This is a genomic window from Zhouia spongiae (assembly GCF_022760175.1).
In the GTDB taxonomy this organism is placed as follows: Bacteria; Bacteroidota; Bacteroidia; order Flavobacteriales; family Flavobacteriaceae; genus Zhouia; species Zhouia spongiae.
The window spans coordinates 196,415-215,142 of sequence record NZ_CP094326.1 but is presented as its reverse complement, the minus strand read 5'-3'; the positions used below and the strand labels follow the sequence as shown (position 1 = coordinate 215,142).

The window sequence follows — 18,728 nt, the reverse complement described above, 5'->3', positions numbered from 1 at the left end:
GGCGAAAAACTAACGGTTTAGGTCTTAGGAGAAATGTCCTCAAGACCTAAACCCTTTTGCGTATATAAATATATGCGTATATTACATAAGGTACTTTAATCAAAATTTTGTCCATTGATGTTCACAAATCAGACTGATAGAATTAATTTCGCTTCTGCTAAGAATACCCCGGAATACCCGGATTTCTTAGATATCCAGATTAAATCGTTTCAAGATTTCTTTCAACTTGAAACTAAATCGGAAGCGAGAACCGATGAAGGTTTATACAATACCTTCATGGAGAACTTTCCCATAACTGATACCCGCAATCAATTTGTACTTGAATTTTTGGATTATTTCATTGATCCGCCCCGCTATAGTATCCAAGAATGTATTGAGAGAGGTCTTACTTACAGTGTGCCCCTGAAGGCACGTTTAAAACTGTATTGTACAGATCCGGAGCACGAAGATTTTGAAACTATAGTTCAAGATGTATATTTAGGTACGATTCCTTACATGACTCCAAGTGGAACTTTTGTTATAAACGGAGCAGAAAGGGTTGTTGTATCTCAATTACACCGTTCTCCAGGGGTATTCTTTGGGCAATCATTCCACGCAAACGGAACCAAGCTTTACTCTGCAAGGGTAATTCCTTTTAAAGGATCTTGGATTGAATTTGCTACAGATATCAATAGCGTTATGTACGCTTATATTGATAGAAAGAAAAAGCTTCCTGTGACAACCTTGTTCAGAGCAATCGGATTTGAGAGGGATAAGGATATCTTAGAGATTTTCGATCTGGCTGAAGAAGTTAAGGTTTCTAAAACAGGACTTAAAAAATACTTAGGAAGAAAATTAGCCGCACGTGTATTAAATACATGGCATGAAGATTTCGTAGATGAGGATACAGGAGAAGTAGTTTCGATAGAACGTAACGAAATCGTATTAGACAGGGATACTGTATTAGAAAAAGAACATGTTGATCTTATACTGGATGCTAATGTTAAGTCTATCCTTCTTCATAAAGAGGAAAGCTTGACAGCTGATTATGCGATCATTCACAATACATTACAAAAAGACCCTACAAACTCTGAAAAAGAAGCTGTAGAACACATTTACCGTCAGTTACGTAATGCAGAACCACCAGATGAAGAAACTGCCCGTGGTATTATCGATAAGTTATTCTTCTCTGATCAGCGTTATAACCTGGGTGGTGTGGGTCGTTATAGAATGAATAAAAAGTTAGGACTTGATATCCCTATGGATAAGCAGGTATTAACGAAAGAAGATATTATCACAATTGTTAAGTATCTGATTGAGCTTATCAATTCAAAAGCTGAAGTTGATGATATCGACCACTTGTCTAACCGTCGTGTAAGAACTGTAGGGGAACAATTATCTACTCAGTTCGGTGTAGGTCTGGCACGTATGGCACGTACTATTCGCGAGCGTATGAACGTTCGTGATAATGAGGTGTTTACGCCGATCGATTTGATTAATGCCAAGACACTTTCGTCTGTTATTAACTCATTCTTCGGAACCAACCAGTTATCTCAGTTTATGGATCAAACGAATCCATTAGCAGAGATCACTCACAAACGTCGTCTTTCAGCTCTTGGACCAGGTGGTCTTTCAAGAGAAAGAGCAGGTTTCGAGGTTCGTGATGTTCACTATACACACTATGGTCGTTTGTGTCCGATCGAAACACCGGAAGGACCAAACATTGGACTTATTTCATCATTAGGGGTTTTTGCAAAGGTGAATTCAATGGGATTCATCGAAACACCTTACCGTAAGGTAGAAGAAGGAAAAGTAGATTTAAGTGGAATTCTTTATTTAAGTGCAGAAGAGGAAGAAGAAAAGAAAATAGCACAAGCAAATATACCGCTTAAAGACGACGGAACTATTGATAAAGATCGTGTTATTGCACGTGAAGAAGGCGACTTCCCTGTTGTTGAGCCAACAGCTATAGATTATACAGATGTTGCTCCAAACCAGATAGCGTCTATTTCAGCATCTTTAATTCCATTCTTAGAGCACGATGATGCAAACCGTGCATTGATGGGATCAAACATGATGCGTCAGGCAGTACCTTTATTACGCCCTCAGTCGCCAATTGTCGGTACTGGTTTGGAGCGTCAGGTAGCTTCTGATTCAAGAGTGTTGATCAATGCTGAAGGTGCAGGTGAGGTAGATTATGTTGATGCGACCAAGATCGTTATCAAATATGACAGAACTGAAAACGAACAGTTGGTAAGCTTTGATGATGATTACAAGACTTACGACTTGGTAAAATTCAGAAAAACGAACCAGGGTACTTCTATTAACTTGAAACCGATCGTTAAAAAAGGTGATAAAGTTATCAGAAATCAGGTTTTATGTGAAGGTTATGCCACGCAGCAAGGAGAACTTGCTTTGGGTAGAAACCTACAGGTAGCCTTTATGCCCTGGAAAGGATATAACTTCGAGGATGCAATTGTAATATCTGAGAAGGTTGTTAGGGAAGATATCTTTACATCCATTCATATCGATGAATATTCACTGGAGGTTCGTGATACCAAATTAGGCGCTGAAGAACTGACTAATGATATTCCGAACGTTTCTGAAGAGGCAACAAAAGACCTTGATGAAAATGGTATGATCAGAGTGGGTGCTGAAGTTAAGCCGGGAGATATCTTGATCGGAAAGATTACTCCGAAAGGTGAGTCTGACCCTACTCCTGAAGAAAAATTATTACGTGCTATCTTTGGTGACAAAGCAGGTGATGTAAAAGATGCTTCTCTTAAAGCTTCTCCATCGCTAAGCGGAGTTGTAATAGATAAGAAATTGTTCTCACGTGCAGTAAAAGATAAACGTAAGAGAGCGAAAGACAAGGAAGATATAGCAAGGTTGGAGGCAGATTACGGATTTAAATTCGATGGTCTGAAAGACAGGCTGATCGAAAAACTATTCACCTTGGTTAACGGAAAAACATGCCAGGGAGTATATAATGATTTAGGAGAAGAAGTCCTGCCTAAAGGTAAAAAGTATACCCTTAAGATGTTAAACTCTGTTGATGATTTTGCTCACCTGGTAAGCGGAGTCTGGACCACCGATGATCAGACAAATGAGCTTATCAATGATCTTCTGCATAATTATAAAATTAAATTAAACGACCTTCAGGGAGCGTTACGTAGAGATAAGTTTACGATCTCAGTTGGTGATGAGCTACCATCAGGTATTATGAAGCTGGCTAAAGTTTATATTGCTAAAAAGCGTAAACTTAAAGTAGGGGATAAGATGGCAGGTCGTCACGGTAACAAAGGTATCGTTGCACGTATCGTAAGACAGGAAGATATGCCATTCTTAGAAGATGGTACACCTGTAGATATCGTATTGAATCCACTAGGGGTACCTTCTCGTATGAACATTGGTCAGATCTATGAAACTGTACTGGGATGGGCAGGGTTAAAGCTTGGCAGAAAGTTTGCTACTCCTATTTTTGACGGGGCTTCACTTGATGAGATCAATAAATATACCGATGAAGCAGGGGTGCCGAGATTTGGTCACACACACCTTTATGATGGAGGAACAGGACAACGCTTTGACCAAGCTGCAACAGTTGGAGTTATCTATATGTTGAAACTAGGTCACATGGTTGATGATAAGATGCACGCACGTTCTATCGGACCTTACTCGCTTATCACGCAGCAACCACTAGGTGGTAAAGCACAATTCGGTGGTCAGCGTTTTGGTGAGATGGAGGTTTGGGCACTTGAGGCATATGGAGCATCCAGTACCTTAAGAGAAATCTTAACAGTTAAATCTGATGATGTTATAGGTAGAGCCAAGACATACGAAACTATTGTTAAGGGAGAGGCTATGCCGGAACCAGGATTACCTGAATCGTTCAATGTATTAATGCATGAACTTAAAGGACTTGGATTAGATATCAGATTAGAGGAATAAACGTAGTGGGTGTTTTGCCCACTACCATTTTTTTACATTAAATTACATTATCACCATTTATATCATGGCAAAGACAAAAGATAGGAATACTGTACAGAGATTTAATAAGATCTCAATCGGTTTGGCTTCTCCAGAGTCAATTTTAGCAGAATCGCATGGTGAAGTTCTGAAGCCAGAAACCATCAACTATCGTACTCACAAACCAGAGCGCGATGGTCTTTTCTGTGAGCGTATTTTTGGACCTGTAAAAGATTACGAATGTGCTTGTGGAAAATATAAAAGAATCCGATATAAAGGAATTGTTTGTGACCGATGTGGTGTAGAGGTTACCGAGAAAAAAGTACGTAGAGACAGAGTTGGACATATCAATTTGGTTGTGCCGATTGCACATATTTGGTATTTCCGTTCGTTGCCAAACAAAATTGGATACCTTCTTGGTTTGCCTTCTAAAAAACTGGACATGATTATTTACTACGAGCGTTATGTAGTAATTCAGCCAGGTATCGCAAAAGGACCGGAAGGAGAAGAGCTAAATAAAATGGATTTCTTAACGGAAGAAGAATATCTGAATATTTTAGATACCCTTCCGCAGGAAAACCTATATCTTGATGATTCTGATCCTAACAAGTTTATCGCTAAAATGGGGGCGGAATGTTTAATCGATATTTTAAACAGATTAGACTTAAACGAATTATCATACGAACTTCGTCATAAAGCTAACACAGAAACTTCTAAGCAACGTAAAACTGAAGCTTTAAAGCGTTTACAGGTTGTAGAAGCTTTCCGTGAGGCCCAGAAGAACAGAGAGAACAAACCTGAGTGGATGATCATGAAGGTAATTCCGGTTATACCGCCAGAATTACGTCCGTTAGTTCCTTTAGACGGTGGTCGTTTTGCTACTTCAGATTTGAACGATCTTTACAGACGTGTAATTATCAGAAATAACCGCTTAAAACGTCTGATTGAGATCAAAGCACCTGAGGTAATATTACGTAACGAAAAACGGATGCTTCAGGAAGCAGTAGATTCATTATTCGATAACACGAGAAAATCATCTGCGGTAAAAACTGAATCCAACAGGCCTTTAAAATCATTATCTGATTCACTAAAAGGTAAGCAAGGACGTTTCCGTCAAAACTTGTTAGGTAAACGTGTAGATTATTCAGCACGTTCAGTAATCGTTGTTGGACCAGAACTTAAATTATACGAGTGTGGTCTTCCGAAAGACATGGCGGCAGAGCTTTACAAGCCTTTTGTTATCCGTAAACTGATTGAAAGAGGAATTGTAAAAACAGTTAAATCTGCTAAGAAAATTATAGATAGAAGAGAGCCGGTAGTATGGGACATCCTTGATAACGTAATTAAAGGGCACCCGGTATTACTTAACCGTGCTCCGACCCTTCACCGTCTGGGGATTCAGGCTTTCCAGCCTAAACTTATTGAAGGGAAGGCTATTCAGTTGCACCCATTAACATGTACGGCATTTAATGCGGATTTCGATGGTGACCAGATGGCGGTTCACGTTCCGTTAGGACCTGAGGCCATTTTGGAAGCTCAATTGTTGATGTTAGGGTCTCATAACATTTTGAACCCTGCTAACGGATCTCCGATTACCGTACCATCTCAGGATATGGTACTGGGTCTTTATTATATGACCAAAGGTAGAGAAGCTACTCCGGAGAATGGGGTTAAGGGTGAAGGTATGACATTCTATTCTCCTGAAGAGGTGAATATCGCTTACAACGAGCAGAGAGTTACTTTGAATGCATACATTAAAGTCAGAACAAAAGACTTAGACGAAAACGGAGACTTGGTTACTAAGATTATCGAAACTACCGTAGGTCGTGTATTATTTAATGAAATGGTTCCGGAGCAGGCAGGATATATCAATGCTGTACTGACCAAGAAATCACTTCGTGATATCATCGGTCATGTCCTGAAAACCACAGATGTTCCGACAACTTCAGATTTCCTGGATAAGATCAAGAATATGGGATACAACTTCGCATTCCGCGGAGGTTTATCATTCAGTTTAGGAGATATTATTATCCCGGACAAAAAGTCCAGCTTAATTGCAGAGGCAAATGAGCAGGTGGAAGGGATCATAATGAACTATAACATGGGTCTTATTACCAATAACGAACGTTATAACCAGGTAATTGATGTATGGACATCTACCAATGCCATGTTAACGGAATTGGCGATGAAGCGAATCCGTGAAGACCAGCAAGGATTTAACTCGGTATTTATGATGTTAGATTCAGGAGCAAGGGGATCAAAAGAACAAATCCGTCAGTTAACAGGTATGCGTGGTCTGATGGCGAAACCTAAAAAATCGACTGCGGGCGGTGGAGAAATTATTGAAAACCCGATCCTTTCGAACTTTAAAGAAGGGCTTTCGATTCTTGAATACTTTATCTCTACTCACGGTGCCCGTAAAGGTCTTGCGGATACGGCTCTTAAAACGGCCGATGCAGGTTACTTAACACGTCGTCTTGTCGATGTATCTCAAGATGTCATTGTAAATTCTGTAGATTGTGGTACGCTTAGAGGGCTTGAAGTAGAACCGTTGAAGAAGAATGAGGAGATCGTAGAATCTCTTGGAGAACGAATCTTAGGACGTGTTTCACTTAATGACGTACATAATCCACTTACAGGTGAATTGCTTGTAGGCGCAGGAGAGGAAATAACGGAAGCACATGTGAAAAGAATAGATGCTTCTCCGGTAGAAAAAGTAGAAGTACGTTCTCCATTGACTTGTGAAGCCAAGCATGGAATTTGTGCCAAGTGTTATGGTAGAAACCTGGCTACAGGCAAAATGGTTCAAAGAGGTGAGGCTGTTGGTGTTGTTGCTGCACAGTCGATCGGTGAGCCGGGTACACAGTTAACACTGCGTACGTTCCACGTTGGTGGTATTGCCGGTAACATTTCTGAAGAGAACAAAGTTCTTTCTAAATATGAATGTAGAGTTGAAATAGACGATCTTAAGACAGTTACAGGTGAAAATGCCGAAGGAAATGCTTCTGAGATTGTGATCTCACGTACTGCCGAAGTTAAATTCATCGATGAAAAATCCGGAATTACTTTAGCAACTAATAACATTCCTTACGGTTCAACTATCTTTGTTAAAGATGGTCAGACAGTAGCCAAAGGAGACGCGATCTGTCAATGGGATCCGTATAACGCAGTTATTATTTCTGAATTCTCCGGAAAAATCGCTTATGAAAATATAGAACAAGGTGTTACTTACCAGGTAGAGATTGATGAGCAAACAGGTTTCCAGGAAAAGGTAATTTCTGAATCAAGAAACAGAAAACTGATCCCGACCTTATTGATCAAAGATGCTAAAGGTACTACATTGCGTTCATACAACTTGCCGGTGGGAGCTCACTTGATGGTTGATGATGGCGATAAGATTAAAGAGGGTAAGGTATTGGTTAAAATTCCTCGTAAGTCATCTAAAGCGGGTGATATTACCGGAGGTCTGCCACGTGTAACCGAATTATTCGAAGCGCGTAACCCTTCTAATCCTGCCGTTGTTTCTGAAATTGATGGTGTTGTATCATTTGGTAAAATCAAGCGTGGAAACCGCGAGATTATCGTCGAGTCTAAATTAGGTGACATTAAGAAATACCTGGTTAAACTTTCGAATCAGATTCTGGTTCAGGAAAATGATTACGTAAGAGCAGGGATGCCATTATCTGATGGCGCAATTACACCTGAAGATATCCTTAAAATAAAAGGGCCTTCTGCAGTTCAACAATACCTGGTAAACGAAGTACAGGAAGTATATCGTTTACAGGGTGTGAAAATTAATGATAAGCACTTTGAAGTTGTTGTACGTCAGATGATGCGAAAAGTGATCATCAATGATCCGGGTGATACCAACTTCCTTGAAAATGAATTGATCCATAAATTCGATTTCATCGAAGAGAACGATCGCATTTTCGGAATGAAAGTTGTTGAAGAAATCGGTGACTCAGAGAGTCTACGTGCCGGACAAATAATTACACCGCGTGAGTTAAGAGATGAGAATTCAATTCTGAGACGTAACGATAAAGACTTGGTAATAGCCAGAGATGCGGTGCCGGCAGTGGCAACACCAATCTTACAAGGTATTACCAGGGCATCACTCCAGACGAAGTCATTTATCTCTGCGGCATCATTCCAGGAAACTACTAAAGTACTGAATGAAGCAGCTGTAAGCGGTAAGGTGGATAGTTTAGAAGGATTAAAAGAGAATGTAATTGTAGGTCATAGAATTCCGGCCGGTACAGGTATGAGAGATTATGATAATATAATTGTAGGATCTAAAGAAGAGTACAACGAAATTATGGCCAGCAAAGCTAAAGTGAATCTATAATTTCAGTTTAAATAAAAAAAGCCCCGGGTGTAAAGCCCGGGGTTTTGTTTTTTATAGTATATTTAAAATATGAGTGAAAAAGATAAAAACAAACAAGGACAAATTAATATTGAGCTCGATGATAATGTAGCTCAAGGAATATATTCTAACCTGGCTATAATCAATCATTCGGTATCTGAGTTCGTCGTTGATTTTATTAGTGTAATGCCCGGAGTGCCTAAAGCAAAAGTGAGGAGTAGAATTGTATTAACCCCGCAACATGCGAAAAGATTCTTAAAAGCATTACAGGATAACGTAACCCGATTTGAGAACGCTCATGGAGAAATTAAAGAATATGAACAACCGCCGATACCAATGAATTTTGGACCAACCGGCGAAGCATAAAAAAGTCCTCATTAAATGAGGACTTTTTTATGCCCTGTAATGGTGTTATTACAAAAGCTTAAACTATTTTGTAACCAGGTTTTTTTGTGTTGTTTTACGCCAGGCTAGTTTTTTTACAAAAAAATCAATAAATAGATTTACATACCTGCCGGTCTTTAATTTAGTTCTCAGTATTTTAAAGGCCTTGCCAATTTGATTTTCAACGGTGTTTACCGAAATATTCAGGTTCTCAGCAATTTGTTTATACGACATACCCTCAAATTTACTCATCATAAAAATTTCCCTGCATCGTTGCGGGAGCTCCCCAATACCTTCTCTCAATATTGCTAAACGACTATCTTGAATATCCGTATTTTCTTCAATAGAGTCAATCAGAAGTTTATATCTTAGATCTTCTAAATTTTCCTTTTGATTCTTTTCTTTTCTGTATCCATCTATGAATGAATTATGGACAGACTTGTACAAATAACTCTTAAGCGCTGTATCGATATTGATACTAGCCCTGTTTTCCCAAAATTTCAACAAAACATTTTGCACCAAATCTTCAGCGGCATAATGATCATTAGTATAGCTACATGCATAAATACACAGATCCTGATAATAAGTTAGATAAATTTCTTTATACGCTTCTACATTACCTTTTTTAAAATCCGCTATCAATTTATGCTTTAATGAGTATTCCTTCAATGAAACTTTAGTTTTTTTATGTTAAATAATGTTTTGTTTTTTGATAAATAATGATAAAACATGACGATTAAGTGCTTATTTTTTATCAAAAACATTGATTTTCTTAAGAATCAATACAAATGAAATAAAATTATTTAATATAATAGTGGTTTTTTAAAAAGAATCCGTCTTAATGATAACACTCATTAAAGACTATAGTGATGATGACTAAAAAAGGAATGAAAATTATTATTACCAAGTTTATTAATAATGAAGCATCCTATTCAGAAATTAATGACTTGGCAACATGGTTAGAAGATGAAGACAATCAGAGAATATTTAAAGATTATTTGAGTATTAATTATTCGTTGAAGAAGAACACGGTTTTTGATTCGCTAAAGGCTTATGAAACAACCATGAACAAAATAAACTCCAAGAAAAACCCTAGAATAGCTTTAATTCAAAAGTTTTATAAGTATGCTGCCGTAATTACAATTATAATGGCTATCGGTTATTTTACCCTAAAGACTTACCATCCTGGCGAACCCAAACTTACAGTGCAAGAGAAGCAAGTTACTTTACAACTGGATAATGGAGATATCAGAATTTTAAATACTCATCTTGAAGAACAACTTGTAGATAATCAGGGAAACATTATAGGGGTACAGAACAAAAATCAATTAGTATATAATTCAGATCGTGCTAAAGAGTCACTTCTGTTTAATACGCTCAGCGTTCCTTATGGTAAAAAGTTTGAAGTGACTTTGTCTGATGGAAGTATTGTAAACCTGAATTCGGGGAGTACTTTAAGATATCCGGTGAAGTTTATTGAAGGCCAGGACCGTGAAGTTTATTTACAGGGCGAAGGTTTTTTTAATGTTGCGAAAGATAAAAAACACCCATTTATCGTAAATGCCCGTCAAGTCGATGTAAGAGTGCTCGGCACACAGTTTAATATGTCATCTTATGAAGAAGATGTAAATATTAAAACAGTGTTGTTAGAAGGTTCTATAGGCATATATCATAAAGATTCTATTTATAATCCGGAGTCATCAGCTGTTTTAAGTCCCGGATTGATGGCAACATGGAACAGAGCTACCAATCAAGTTGATCTGAGCGAGGCCGATACAGGGTTGTATACGGCATGGCTGCATGGAGAACTCGTTTTCAGACATATGCCTTTTGAGTCTATTATAAAAAAATTAGAGCGTCATTACAATGTTGAAATTATAAACAATAATCAAAAAATCGGTTCAGAGAAATTTACTGCAAGATTTGATACCGAGACCATAGAAGAAGTAATGAATTCATTTAAGGTCAATTATAATATTGATTTTATAATTGAAAATAATAAAATAATAATTCAGTAACACATATAATTCACCTGCTTATGGTATAGAGTTTAAGTGAAGTCACTTACCAGGGAATATTTTTTCTTCTGGAAAAGAAAGAATCGGGAAATGCTCCAACATTCCCCGACTATAAACAGTGACTAAATCATTATTTAACCACCTAATACAACTCAAAAATATGAAAAAAGCGTTTAAGTTAAGGGGAATCAATTCACTTTCCCTAAAATTTGATTTAAAAATGAAACTGACCTTACTTTTCTTAATGGTTTCTTTATTTCAGCTTCAAGCCTCTGAATCCTTTGGGCAAAAAAGTAAAATCACTTTAAATATGGCGAATGTTAGTATTGAAGATGTGCTGACTAAAATAGAGTCTTTAACAGAATTCAAGTTTCTGTATAATGATAGTGAATTGGATTACAATAATATTGTCTTTATTAATGCCGAAGAAGAACCATTGCCGTCTGTGTTACAAAGGTTGTTTGTTAATTCAAACATCAGTTATACCCTGATGGATAAACAGATCATATTAAAAAATAAAAAAGATACTGCCAAAGCATTTCAAAACAATGAGTCACTCCTTTCTATAGAGCAAAATTTTAAAATAAGCGGACATGTTGTAGATCAAAATGATGTGCCTTTACCCGGAGCTAATATTATTGAAAAAGGGACTACACGGGGAACTTTAACAGATTTTGACGGGAATTTCAGCTTTACTGTGGCTAATAAAAATTCAGTTATTGAAATTTCATACATAGGTTTTAAAACGGTAGAAATAAAAGTAGGTGACCATACAAAGTTTAATATTAAACTGGAGCCCGGAACTTCTTCTTTGGACGAGGTGGTGCTTATTGGATATGGGTCTAAAAAAAGAGAAGAGATTTCCTCCGCAGTATCTACAATAAACAGTACGCAGTTAGCGGACAATACTGTTGGAGTAACCAGCTTTGACCGGTCTTTGTCGGGATTGGCAAAGGGCGTTAATATAAAAACTACTTCTGGCGCTCCGGGTGCCGGTGTAGATATCAATATCAGGGGGTATACTTCACCATTTTCAGGCAGTGACAATAATCCATTGTTTGTAATTGACGGAGTGCCTATACAAACAAACCCTACAACAATCTATACGGATAAAACGGTTTATACAGAAGTTCAAAATCCTTTGTTGTCAATAAACCCGAACGATATTGAAACGATAGACATTTTAAAGGATGCTGCGGCTACAGCCATTTATGGATCCAGAGGGGCTAATGGTGTTATCATAGTGAATACCAAAAAAGGCAAAAAGAATGATATGGTTAATATCAACTTATCGACCTCAATTACATTGTCGACACCTATAAATACTCAGGACTATTTAAATACTGATGAGTTTAAAAATTACCTGGATGTTTATTTCGCAAATACTTTTGAAGCAGTTAATAAGGGATTGGTGTCACCAACAATTTTGAATAATTACAGGGATATGTACAACTTAAACCCCGACAATACATATGCCGGTTTAAAACAGTCTTTTTTTGGTAATGCCGATACAGATTGGAATAAAGCGGTATACAGAAACCCTGCTTACAGCAAAAACTACAATCTTTCTATAACCGGTGGGAGTGAGAAAACGTCTTATTATGTATCAGGAGGGTATACTGACCAGGAGGGAATTGTTAAAAATGACACATTTGATAATTATAGTCTGAGATTTGGATTAGACACAAAACTTAATAAGGTTTTTGACATGGGGATCAATATTAGTTTAGGCTATTCTGATAGGTTTAGAGGGACGGCATATGATGATTTTTATGATTTTGTTTTACATGCCAGACCAGATATTCCTGTTTTTGATGAGAATGGAAAACCTACACGTATGCCTATGGTATATGGCCCCGGTCTCGTAGGAACAACAGCTAATCCTTATGGGCAGTCAACTCTTCATAGCAACACTACAAATGCTTACAATGTTATCGGCAACTATTATTTTAAAGCAAATATCAATGATAATTTTAGTGTTAAAGCCAGTGTTAACGGGTCTTATATGTATACTAAAAGCTATAAATATACGCCTTATTCACTGGTAGGAATTGAGTTGCCTGCCTATGGATTTACCTTAACACCCTCTGAGTCTTATGCATTTGACAGCAAGTCTCTTATCACGAATCTAACTACTGACCTTACAGCCAATTATTCGAACAAGTTTGATAAACACCAGGTAGACGCACTTATCGGGTATTCGTGGTTGAGAAATAATATAGATAAAAGCTATACAGATTTAACCGGTTTTCCGGATGACTACGTACTGACCAATGCTTCCAATGCGAATTTAACGAGTATTGATGCTACTGCTGTTGAATCAGGACTGAACTCTTTTTTAGCACGTGCGTCATATAATTATGATTCCAAATATTTTATGACAGCTACCATGCGGATGGATAAGTCTTCTAAGTTTGCTCCCGGAAATAAAGAAGCTTTTTTCCCTTCCTTAGCGGCAAGCTGGAATATTAGTAAAGAAACATTTCTTGAAGATTCTGAAACGATAAATTTATTACGTCTTCGTGCAAGTATCGGAAAAACAGGGAGCACCAACCTGGGCGATTTTGTATTTCTGCAAGGTTTTTCTGCCGGTATCAGGGAAGAAGCATTTTATAATGGAAATACAGCTATAGGACTAGGGAATCAATTAGCTAATGAGAATGCTGGTTGGGAAACTACTAATGAAGTCAATATTGGTTTAGATTTTAAACTGTTCAAAAACCGGTTTAGCGGAAGCATAGATTTGTACAACAGAAAAACTACAGGGGCATTGGTAAATACACCTATTCCTCTTGAAGCAGGGCTTAGTAACTTCACCAGCAATTTTATAGATCTTACGAATAAAGGGTTTGAATTAGAGTTTGGAGGCGATATCCTGAAATTTGATAACCTGCAGTGGAGGGCAAGCGTTAATATTTCGAAGAATATAAATAAAATTGACAGATTGACTTCTGCAATTGGCTTAAACGTAAACTCACCTTATGAAACGGGTAAAGAAATCAATCTTATTCGTGGATATGTGGTTGAAGGAATTTATCAGTCGCAAAATGAAATAGATGATCTAAACACAAACTCTCCAACAGGTATATATAGCACTATAGGAACCGTTGGTCCGGGAGATTACAGGTACAAGGATGTGAATGGAGATGGTGAGTTAACGATAGAAGACAGCTATGGCATAATAGGGAGTTCTCAACCAGATTTTTTTGGAGGATTCAATAGTAGTATCAGTTATAAATCTTTTCAGCTGGCAGCCTATTTTAATTTTTCATATGGTTCTGAAATAAGAGTAAATGATGGTACATATCTTAATGGAAGCCCCAATTTCAATCCTATCCAAAGATATAATGTTCAGCATAGATGGTCGCCTACAAATACCGGAGCAACATTACCACAATTGGTCTATCGCGGATCATCTGATATAAATATGAAAACTTCTACGGCTAACGTGTATGACGGATCTTATCTCCGATTGAGAAATATTCAGCTTACCTATAATCTCTCACCGGAAATAGCCAGGATGCTTTTTATTAAAAGAGCTTCGGTGTTCGTGTCGGGTTCTAACCTTTTTACCTGGACAAATTTTATGGGAATGGATCCTGAGAATGGAAACGGAAGTGCAAGCCCAAATCAATTAAGCGGTTTGCAATATCCAAACTCAAAAGCGTGGTCTTTAGGAATTAATTTCAACTTTTAATTTGAAGGAAAATGAAAAATATAAAATTAATATTAGCGGTTTTTTCTTTTTTAGTTTTAAGCAGTTGTAGTATAGAAGATGTAGAGTCAAACAACATTTTGCTGGAAGAGAATGTTATAACAGATGAAACAACTGCTCAAAATGTTTTGAATAGAATTTATAATTCCGGCTTAAGGAATGCGGCATATGGTAAAGGAATTGGTGGTATGTCGGGAGCTGGGATTGTAGTAGAATTAACATTAGCGGGAACTGAAGCAAAGCCGATTTCAGACAGATACTCTTCTTTCATCCCTTTTAGTACCAATAATGTATTGAATGATGAACCTATACTTAAATCGCTGTATACAGACATGTATTATAATATCAACCTGTCGAATTACTTTATAGCATTGGTGGGAAGAGGCGATGCCAATGTTAGTGAAGCCAGAAAAAACGAACTGCTGGCAGAAGCTCGTTTTTTCAGGGCATTGTCTCATTTTAATTTATTAAAAGTATTTGGAGAATTTTACGATCTGGATTCTGATTTAGGTATTGTAATTAGTACAAAACCTGTAAAAAGCGATACAGCACATCCGAGAAACAGCGTTTCGGAGACTTATGACGTAATTTTATCTGACTTACAGTTTGCATCGGAATACGGGTCAAGCGGAAGAGAACATTTTTATGTAACAGCTACAGTGGCCAGGGCATTTTTAGCCAAAGTACAGCTTTACATGGGGAATTATAATCACGCAGCCACTAATGCCATGGCTGTTATCAATAATGCTGATGGTTATGTATTAGAATCTGCCTATAATACTGTTTTTAGCGATCGCTGGGGGCCAGAAACGCTATTGGCTTCCTATGTAAATATGCTAAGTGAGGGAGCACAGGCCCATAGATTTTCGTTGAATGATTTGGCACCTTCAGATTCATTCATCGCTCTGGCAGATGCACAGGACGGAATCGTTGGTAATGGAAGTAATGATTATGCTTCTGGTTATGATCCAAGGTTTTCATTCGGGTATTATCTCGATGATTCAAACCCTAATGGATTAATACGGAAATATCCGTTTGCTGTAAATGCCAGTGATGGTAGTGGCAACGCGATAAAAATCTTGAGAATGCCTGAAGTGTATTTAATTTATGCGGAAGCTGAAGCAAGACGAAATGGGGGATCTTTAAGTGATGCATTGGATGCATTAAATACGGTCCGGAATAGGGTGCCTGGTATTGCTCCAAAATCATTGACCGATAAAGCAACCTTGTTAGAGGATATCAGAAATGAGAAAATGTTGGAGCTTTATTACGAAACAGGAGAGACATGGTTTGACTTGGTAAGGTATGACAGGCTTGGAGATATTAATATATCTAGTATAAAACCATCGGTAACATCGTCATCTAAGCTTATTTATCCAATTCCCAATGAAGCATTATTAGGAAACGAACTTTTAGTTCCAAACCCATAGACAGGGCTGTAAGTGATTAAATTCAAACACCTTAATTTCTTAAATAATAAAAATAAAAATTTAACAATGAAAAATCTTATTTATACGCTTGCCATTATCCTTCTGACATTTATTTCATGTAAGGAAGAATCTTCTAAAGACTATATGAGCTTTTCGGGAGTAATTAGTAACCAAAATTCTGATTCTTTGCAGATCTTTAGTTCTAAAGGATTTAAAAAAAGAATTTCAGTGAACCCTGATGGCACATTTTCAGATACAGTAAAAATTAAAGACGGAACTTACTATTTATTGGATGGTACGGAAAACACCAATATATATTTAAAAAACGGGTACGATTTAAAACTGACATTAGACACAAAAACCTTTGATGAATCTATTGAATTTTCAGGAACCGGAGCAGAACCGAATAATTACCTGGCTCAAAGTTTTTTGTTAAGCGAAAGGGTAGGGCAAGATAGTTTGCTTTTTGCTCTACAGCGGGAAGATTTCTATATGAAAATGATATATGTATACGAGGATTTTAAAGAACTGTTATTAGATACTAAAAACGTTGACTCCGTCTTTATAAAGGAACAAACGGCTGATATTGAAAAAATGATTAAGTACATGGCTTCCAGGTATGAGCATAAGCTGTTAATGAAGAATGTCTTGGTTAAAGGAAACCCATCTCCAAAGTTTATTGGTTATGAGAATTTTAACGGTGGGACTACTTCATTAGCTGATTTTAAAGGGAAGTACGTTTATCTCGATATTTGGGCTACCTGGTGTGGGCCTTGTAAAAGAGAGATCCCTTTCTTAAAAACAATAGAGAAAAAATATCATGGGAAGAATATTGAATTTGTAAGTATCTCTGTTGACAAAGTTGAAGATCACGATAAATGGAAAACGATGGTAAAGGATAAAGAGTTGAGCGGTGTACAATTGTTTGCTAATAATAAGAAAGATGGATTGGATTTTATAAAGAATTATGGTGTAAAGGGCATCCCCCGGTTTATTTTAATTGATCCCGACGGAAACATTGTGTCTGCTAATGCCCCAAGACCGTCAGACGATGAATTAATAGCCTTGTTTAACGATTTAAATATATAAACCTTGAGGGCATCGGCTAAAAGTAAATTTTAATTATTGTTTTGGGTTAGTTAAAGACATCCTGCTGTAATGGCGGGATGTCTTTTTTATATTGTTTTCTCTATAAAGAATGGTTCATGGGGTTGGGTAAGCAGAATACCCCTCATTTATTTATACTCAGAAACGAAATGTAGTTTAACCGTAGGATATTTTTGTTTCATCATTTCGATTGAGAAAGCTGAGTCTGCCAGGAATACCAATTGCCCCTGTTTGTCTTTAGCTAAAAACTTCTGTTTAACTCTTTTAAATTCAGAAAACTCTTCATTTTTAGGATCTTCCGGTTCTACCCAGCAAGCTTTATGTACCGGAAAGTTCTCGTAAGTACATTTGGCCCCATACTCATGTTCCAGGCGATACTGGATAACCTCGTATTGAAGAGCGCCTACAGTTCCGATTACTTTTCGGCCATTCAATTCTAAAGTAAATAGCTGTGCAACCCCTTCATCCATCAACTGATCGATCCCTTTATTGAGCTGTTTTGCTTTCATGGGATCCGCATTATTGATATACCTGAAGTGTTCAGGAGAGAAACTTGGAATACCTCTGAAGCTTAGTACTTCCCCTTCGGTAAGGGTGTCTCCGATTTTAAAGTTTCCCGTATCGTGTAAGCCTACAATATCTCCGGCATAAGAAACATCCACGATTTCTTTTTTCTCAGCAAAGAAAGCATTTGGACTGGAAAACTTTAGTTTTTTATTGTTCCTGACATGGAGGTAGGGTTTGTTCCTTTCGAAAGTACCCGAAACTATTTTAATAAATGCCAGCCTGTCCCTGTGTTTCGGATCCATATTGGCATGAATCTTAAATACAAAACCGGTAAATGCAGGTTCGTTGGGTTTTACTTCACGTTCTTCTGCATTTTTCGGACGCGGGGAAGGAGCGATATCGATAAAACAATCTAATAATTCACGAACGCCGAAGTTATTCAAGGCTGAACCGAAGAAAACAGGTTGTATTGCTCCTTTTTGATATGCCTCGGCTTCAAATTCAGGGTATACTTCATAAACGAGTTCCAGTTCTTCCCTCAATGTTTCTGCAGCTTTATCGCCAATAAGTTCTTCTAATTCGGGATTGTTAACATTATCAAAAGCGATGGTGTCTTCTATACTGGTTTTGCTTTCTCCGGTAAAGAGGTTGATATTTTTTTCCCAGATATTATAAATTCCTTTAAAATCGAATCCCATTCCAATAGGAAAGCTTAAAGGAGTAACAGTAAGCCCCAGCCTTTGCTCTACTTCATCCAGAAGGTCGAAAGCATCTTTACCTTCACGGTCAAGTTTGTTAATGAAAACGATCATAGGGATGTTTCGCATTCTACAAACTTCTACAAGTTTTTCGGTTTGTTCCTCGACCCCTTTTGCTACATCAATGACTACAATGACACTATCTACTGCAGTAAGCGTACGGAAAGTATCTTCGGCAAAGTCCTTGTGTCCCGGCGTATCCAGGATATTTATTTTTTTATCCCTGTAATTAAATGCCAATACAGAAGTAGCTACAGAGATACCGCGCTGACGTTCAATCTCCATAAAGTCACTTGTAGCGCCTTTTTTTATTTTATTACTTTTTACGGCTCCGGCTTCCTGTATGGCACCACCAAAAAGTAAAAGCTTTTCGGTTAATGTTGTTTTACCGGCATCCGGGTGGGAAATGATCCCAAAGGTCCGCCTTTTAGAAATCTCGTTAATCAAACTCATAATTGTATGGAGCTCATGAAGTGAGCTTTTATATATTCGGCTGGAATA

Annotated in this window: 9 protein-coding genes; 7 read left to right on the top strand and 2 right to left on the bottom strand. The window is 37.5% G+C overall.

Features of this window, described 5'->3' with window-relative positions:
• Positions 1–117 precede the first annotated feature (117 nt).
• The 3 genes from rpoB (at position 118) to MQE36_RS00935 (ending at position 8,674) form a co-directional block, all read left to right on the top strand.
• Positions 118–3,927, top strand: a complete 3,810-nt coding sequence (gene rpoB / locus MQE36_RS00945) for a DNA-directed RNA polymerase subunit beta (protein WP_242937340.1) — start codon at positions 118–120, stop codon at positions 3,925–3,927.
• A 64-nt stretch (positions 3,928–3,991) separates the two neighbouring features.
• Positions 3,992–8,290 (top strand): DNA-directed RNA polymerase subunit beta', encoded by a 4,299-nt coding sequence (gene rpoC, locus MQE36_RS00940; RefSeq protein ID WP_242937339.1) that lies wholly within the window; start codon positions 3,992–3,994, stop codon positions 8,288–8,290.
• A 69-nt stretch (positions 8,291–8,359) separates the two neighbouring features.
• Positions 8,360–8,674: a DUF3467 domain-containing protein gene (locus tag MQE36_RS00935; protein WP_242937338.1), complete on the top strand. Its 315-nt coding sequence runs from the start codon at positions 8,360–8,362 to the stop codon at positions 8,672–8,674.
• A 63-nt stretch (positions 8,675–8,737) separates the two neighbouring features.
• Here the strand turns inward: MQE36_RS00935 and MQE36_RS00930 are convergent, their stop codons facing one another.
• On the bottom strand, positions 8,738–9,361 hold the full coding sequence (locus MQE36_RS00930) for an RNA polymerase sigma factor (protein ID WP_242937337.1): 624 nt from the start codon (positions 9,359–9,361) through the stop codon (positions 8,738–8,740).
• Between the two features lie 200 nt (positions 9,362–9,561).
• Here MQE36_RS00930 and MQE36_RS00925 point away from each other — a divergent pair, with 200 nt between their 5' ends.
• The 4 genes from MQE36_RS00925 to MQE36_RS00910 all read left to right on the top strand — a co-directional run bounded on the left by MQE36_RS00925 (position 9,562) and on the right by MQE36_RS00910 (position 16,944).
• A complete protein-coding gene (locus MQE36_RS00925) occupies positions 9,562–10,710 on the top strand; it encodes a FecR family protein (RefSeq protein ID WP_242937336.1) in 1,149 nt (382 codons plus the stop codon).
• Between the two features lie 220 nt (positions 10,711–10,930).
• The gene (locus MQE36_RS00920; RefSeq protein ID WP_242937335.1) at positions 10,931–14,407 is read left to right on the top strand and encodes a SusC/RagA family TonB-linked outer membrane protein; all 3,477 of its coding nucleotides are present in this window, start codon (positions 10,931–10,933) and stop codon (positions 14,405–14,407) included.
• Positions 14,408–14,418: 11 nt separating this feature from the next.
• The gene (locus MQE36_RS00915; RefSeq protein WP_242937334.1) at positions 14,419–15,855 is read left to right on the top strand and encodes a RagB/SusD family nutrient uptake outer membrane protein; all 1,437 of its coding nucleotides are present in this window, start codon (positions 14,419–14,421) and stop codon (positions 15,853–15,855) included.
• A gap of 66 nt (positions 15,856–15,921) precedes the next feature.
• Complete coding sequence (locus MQE36_RS00910) at positions 15,922–16,944, top strand: TlpA family protein disulfide reductase (RefSeq protein ID WP_242937333.1); 1,023 nt, start codon at positions 15,922–15,924, stop codon at positions 16,942–16,944.
• A 146-nt stretch (positions 16,945–17,090) separates the two neighbouring features.
• Here the strand turns inward: MQE36_RS00910 and MQE36_RS00905 are convergent, their stop codons facing one another.
• Positions 17,091–18,680 (bottom strand): peptide chain release factor 3, encoded by a 1,590-nt coding sequence (locus tag MQE36_RS00905; protein ID WP_242937332.1) that lies wholly within the window; start codon positions 18,678–18,680, stop codon positions 17,091–17,093.
• Between the last annotated feature and the right edge of the window lie 48 nt (positions 18,681–18,728).

What these genes read in the sequence shown, in the direction of transcription:
- MQE36_RS00935 (WP_242937338.1), top strand. Translation starts at nt 8,360, where the DNA reads ATGAGTGAAAAAGATAAAAACAAACAAGGACAAATTAATATTGAGCTC.
- MQE36_RS00920 (WP_242937335.1), top strand. Translation starts at nt 10,931, where the DNA reads ATGAAACTGACCTTACTTTTCTTAATGGTTTCTTTATTTCAGCTTCAA.
- MQE36_RS00905 (WP_242937332.1), bottom strand. Translation starts at nt 18,680, where the DNA reads ATGAGTTTGATTAACGAGATTTCTAAAAGGCGGACCTTTGGGATCATT.
- MQE36_RS00910 (WP_242937333.1), top strand. Translation starts at nt 15,922, where the DNA reads ATGAAAAATCTTATTTATACGCTTGCCATTATCCTTCTGACATTTATT.
- rpoC (WP_242937339.1), top strand. Translation starts at nt 3,992, where the DNA reads ATGGCAAAGACAAAAGATAGGAATACTGTACAGAGATTTAATAAGATC.
- MQE36_RS00915 (WP_242937334.1), top strand. Translation starts at nt 14,419, where the DNA reads ATGAAAAATATAAAATTAATATTAGCGGTTTTTTCTTTTTTAGTTTTA.
- rpoB (WP_242937340.1), top strand. Translation starts at nt 118, where the DNA reads ATGTTCACAAATCAGACTGATAGAATTAATTTCGCTTCTGCTAAGAAT.
- MQE36_RS00925 (WP_242937336.1), top strand. Translation starts at nt 9,562, where the DNA reads ATGATGACTAAAAAAGGAATGAAAATTATTATTACCAAGTTTATTAAT.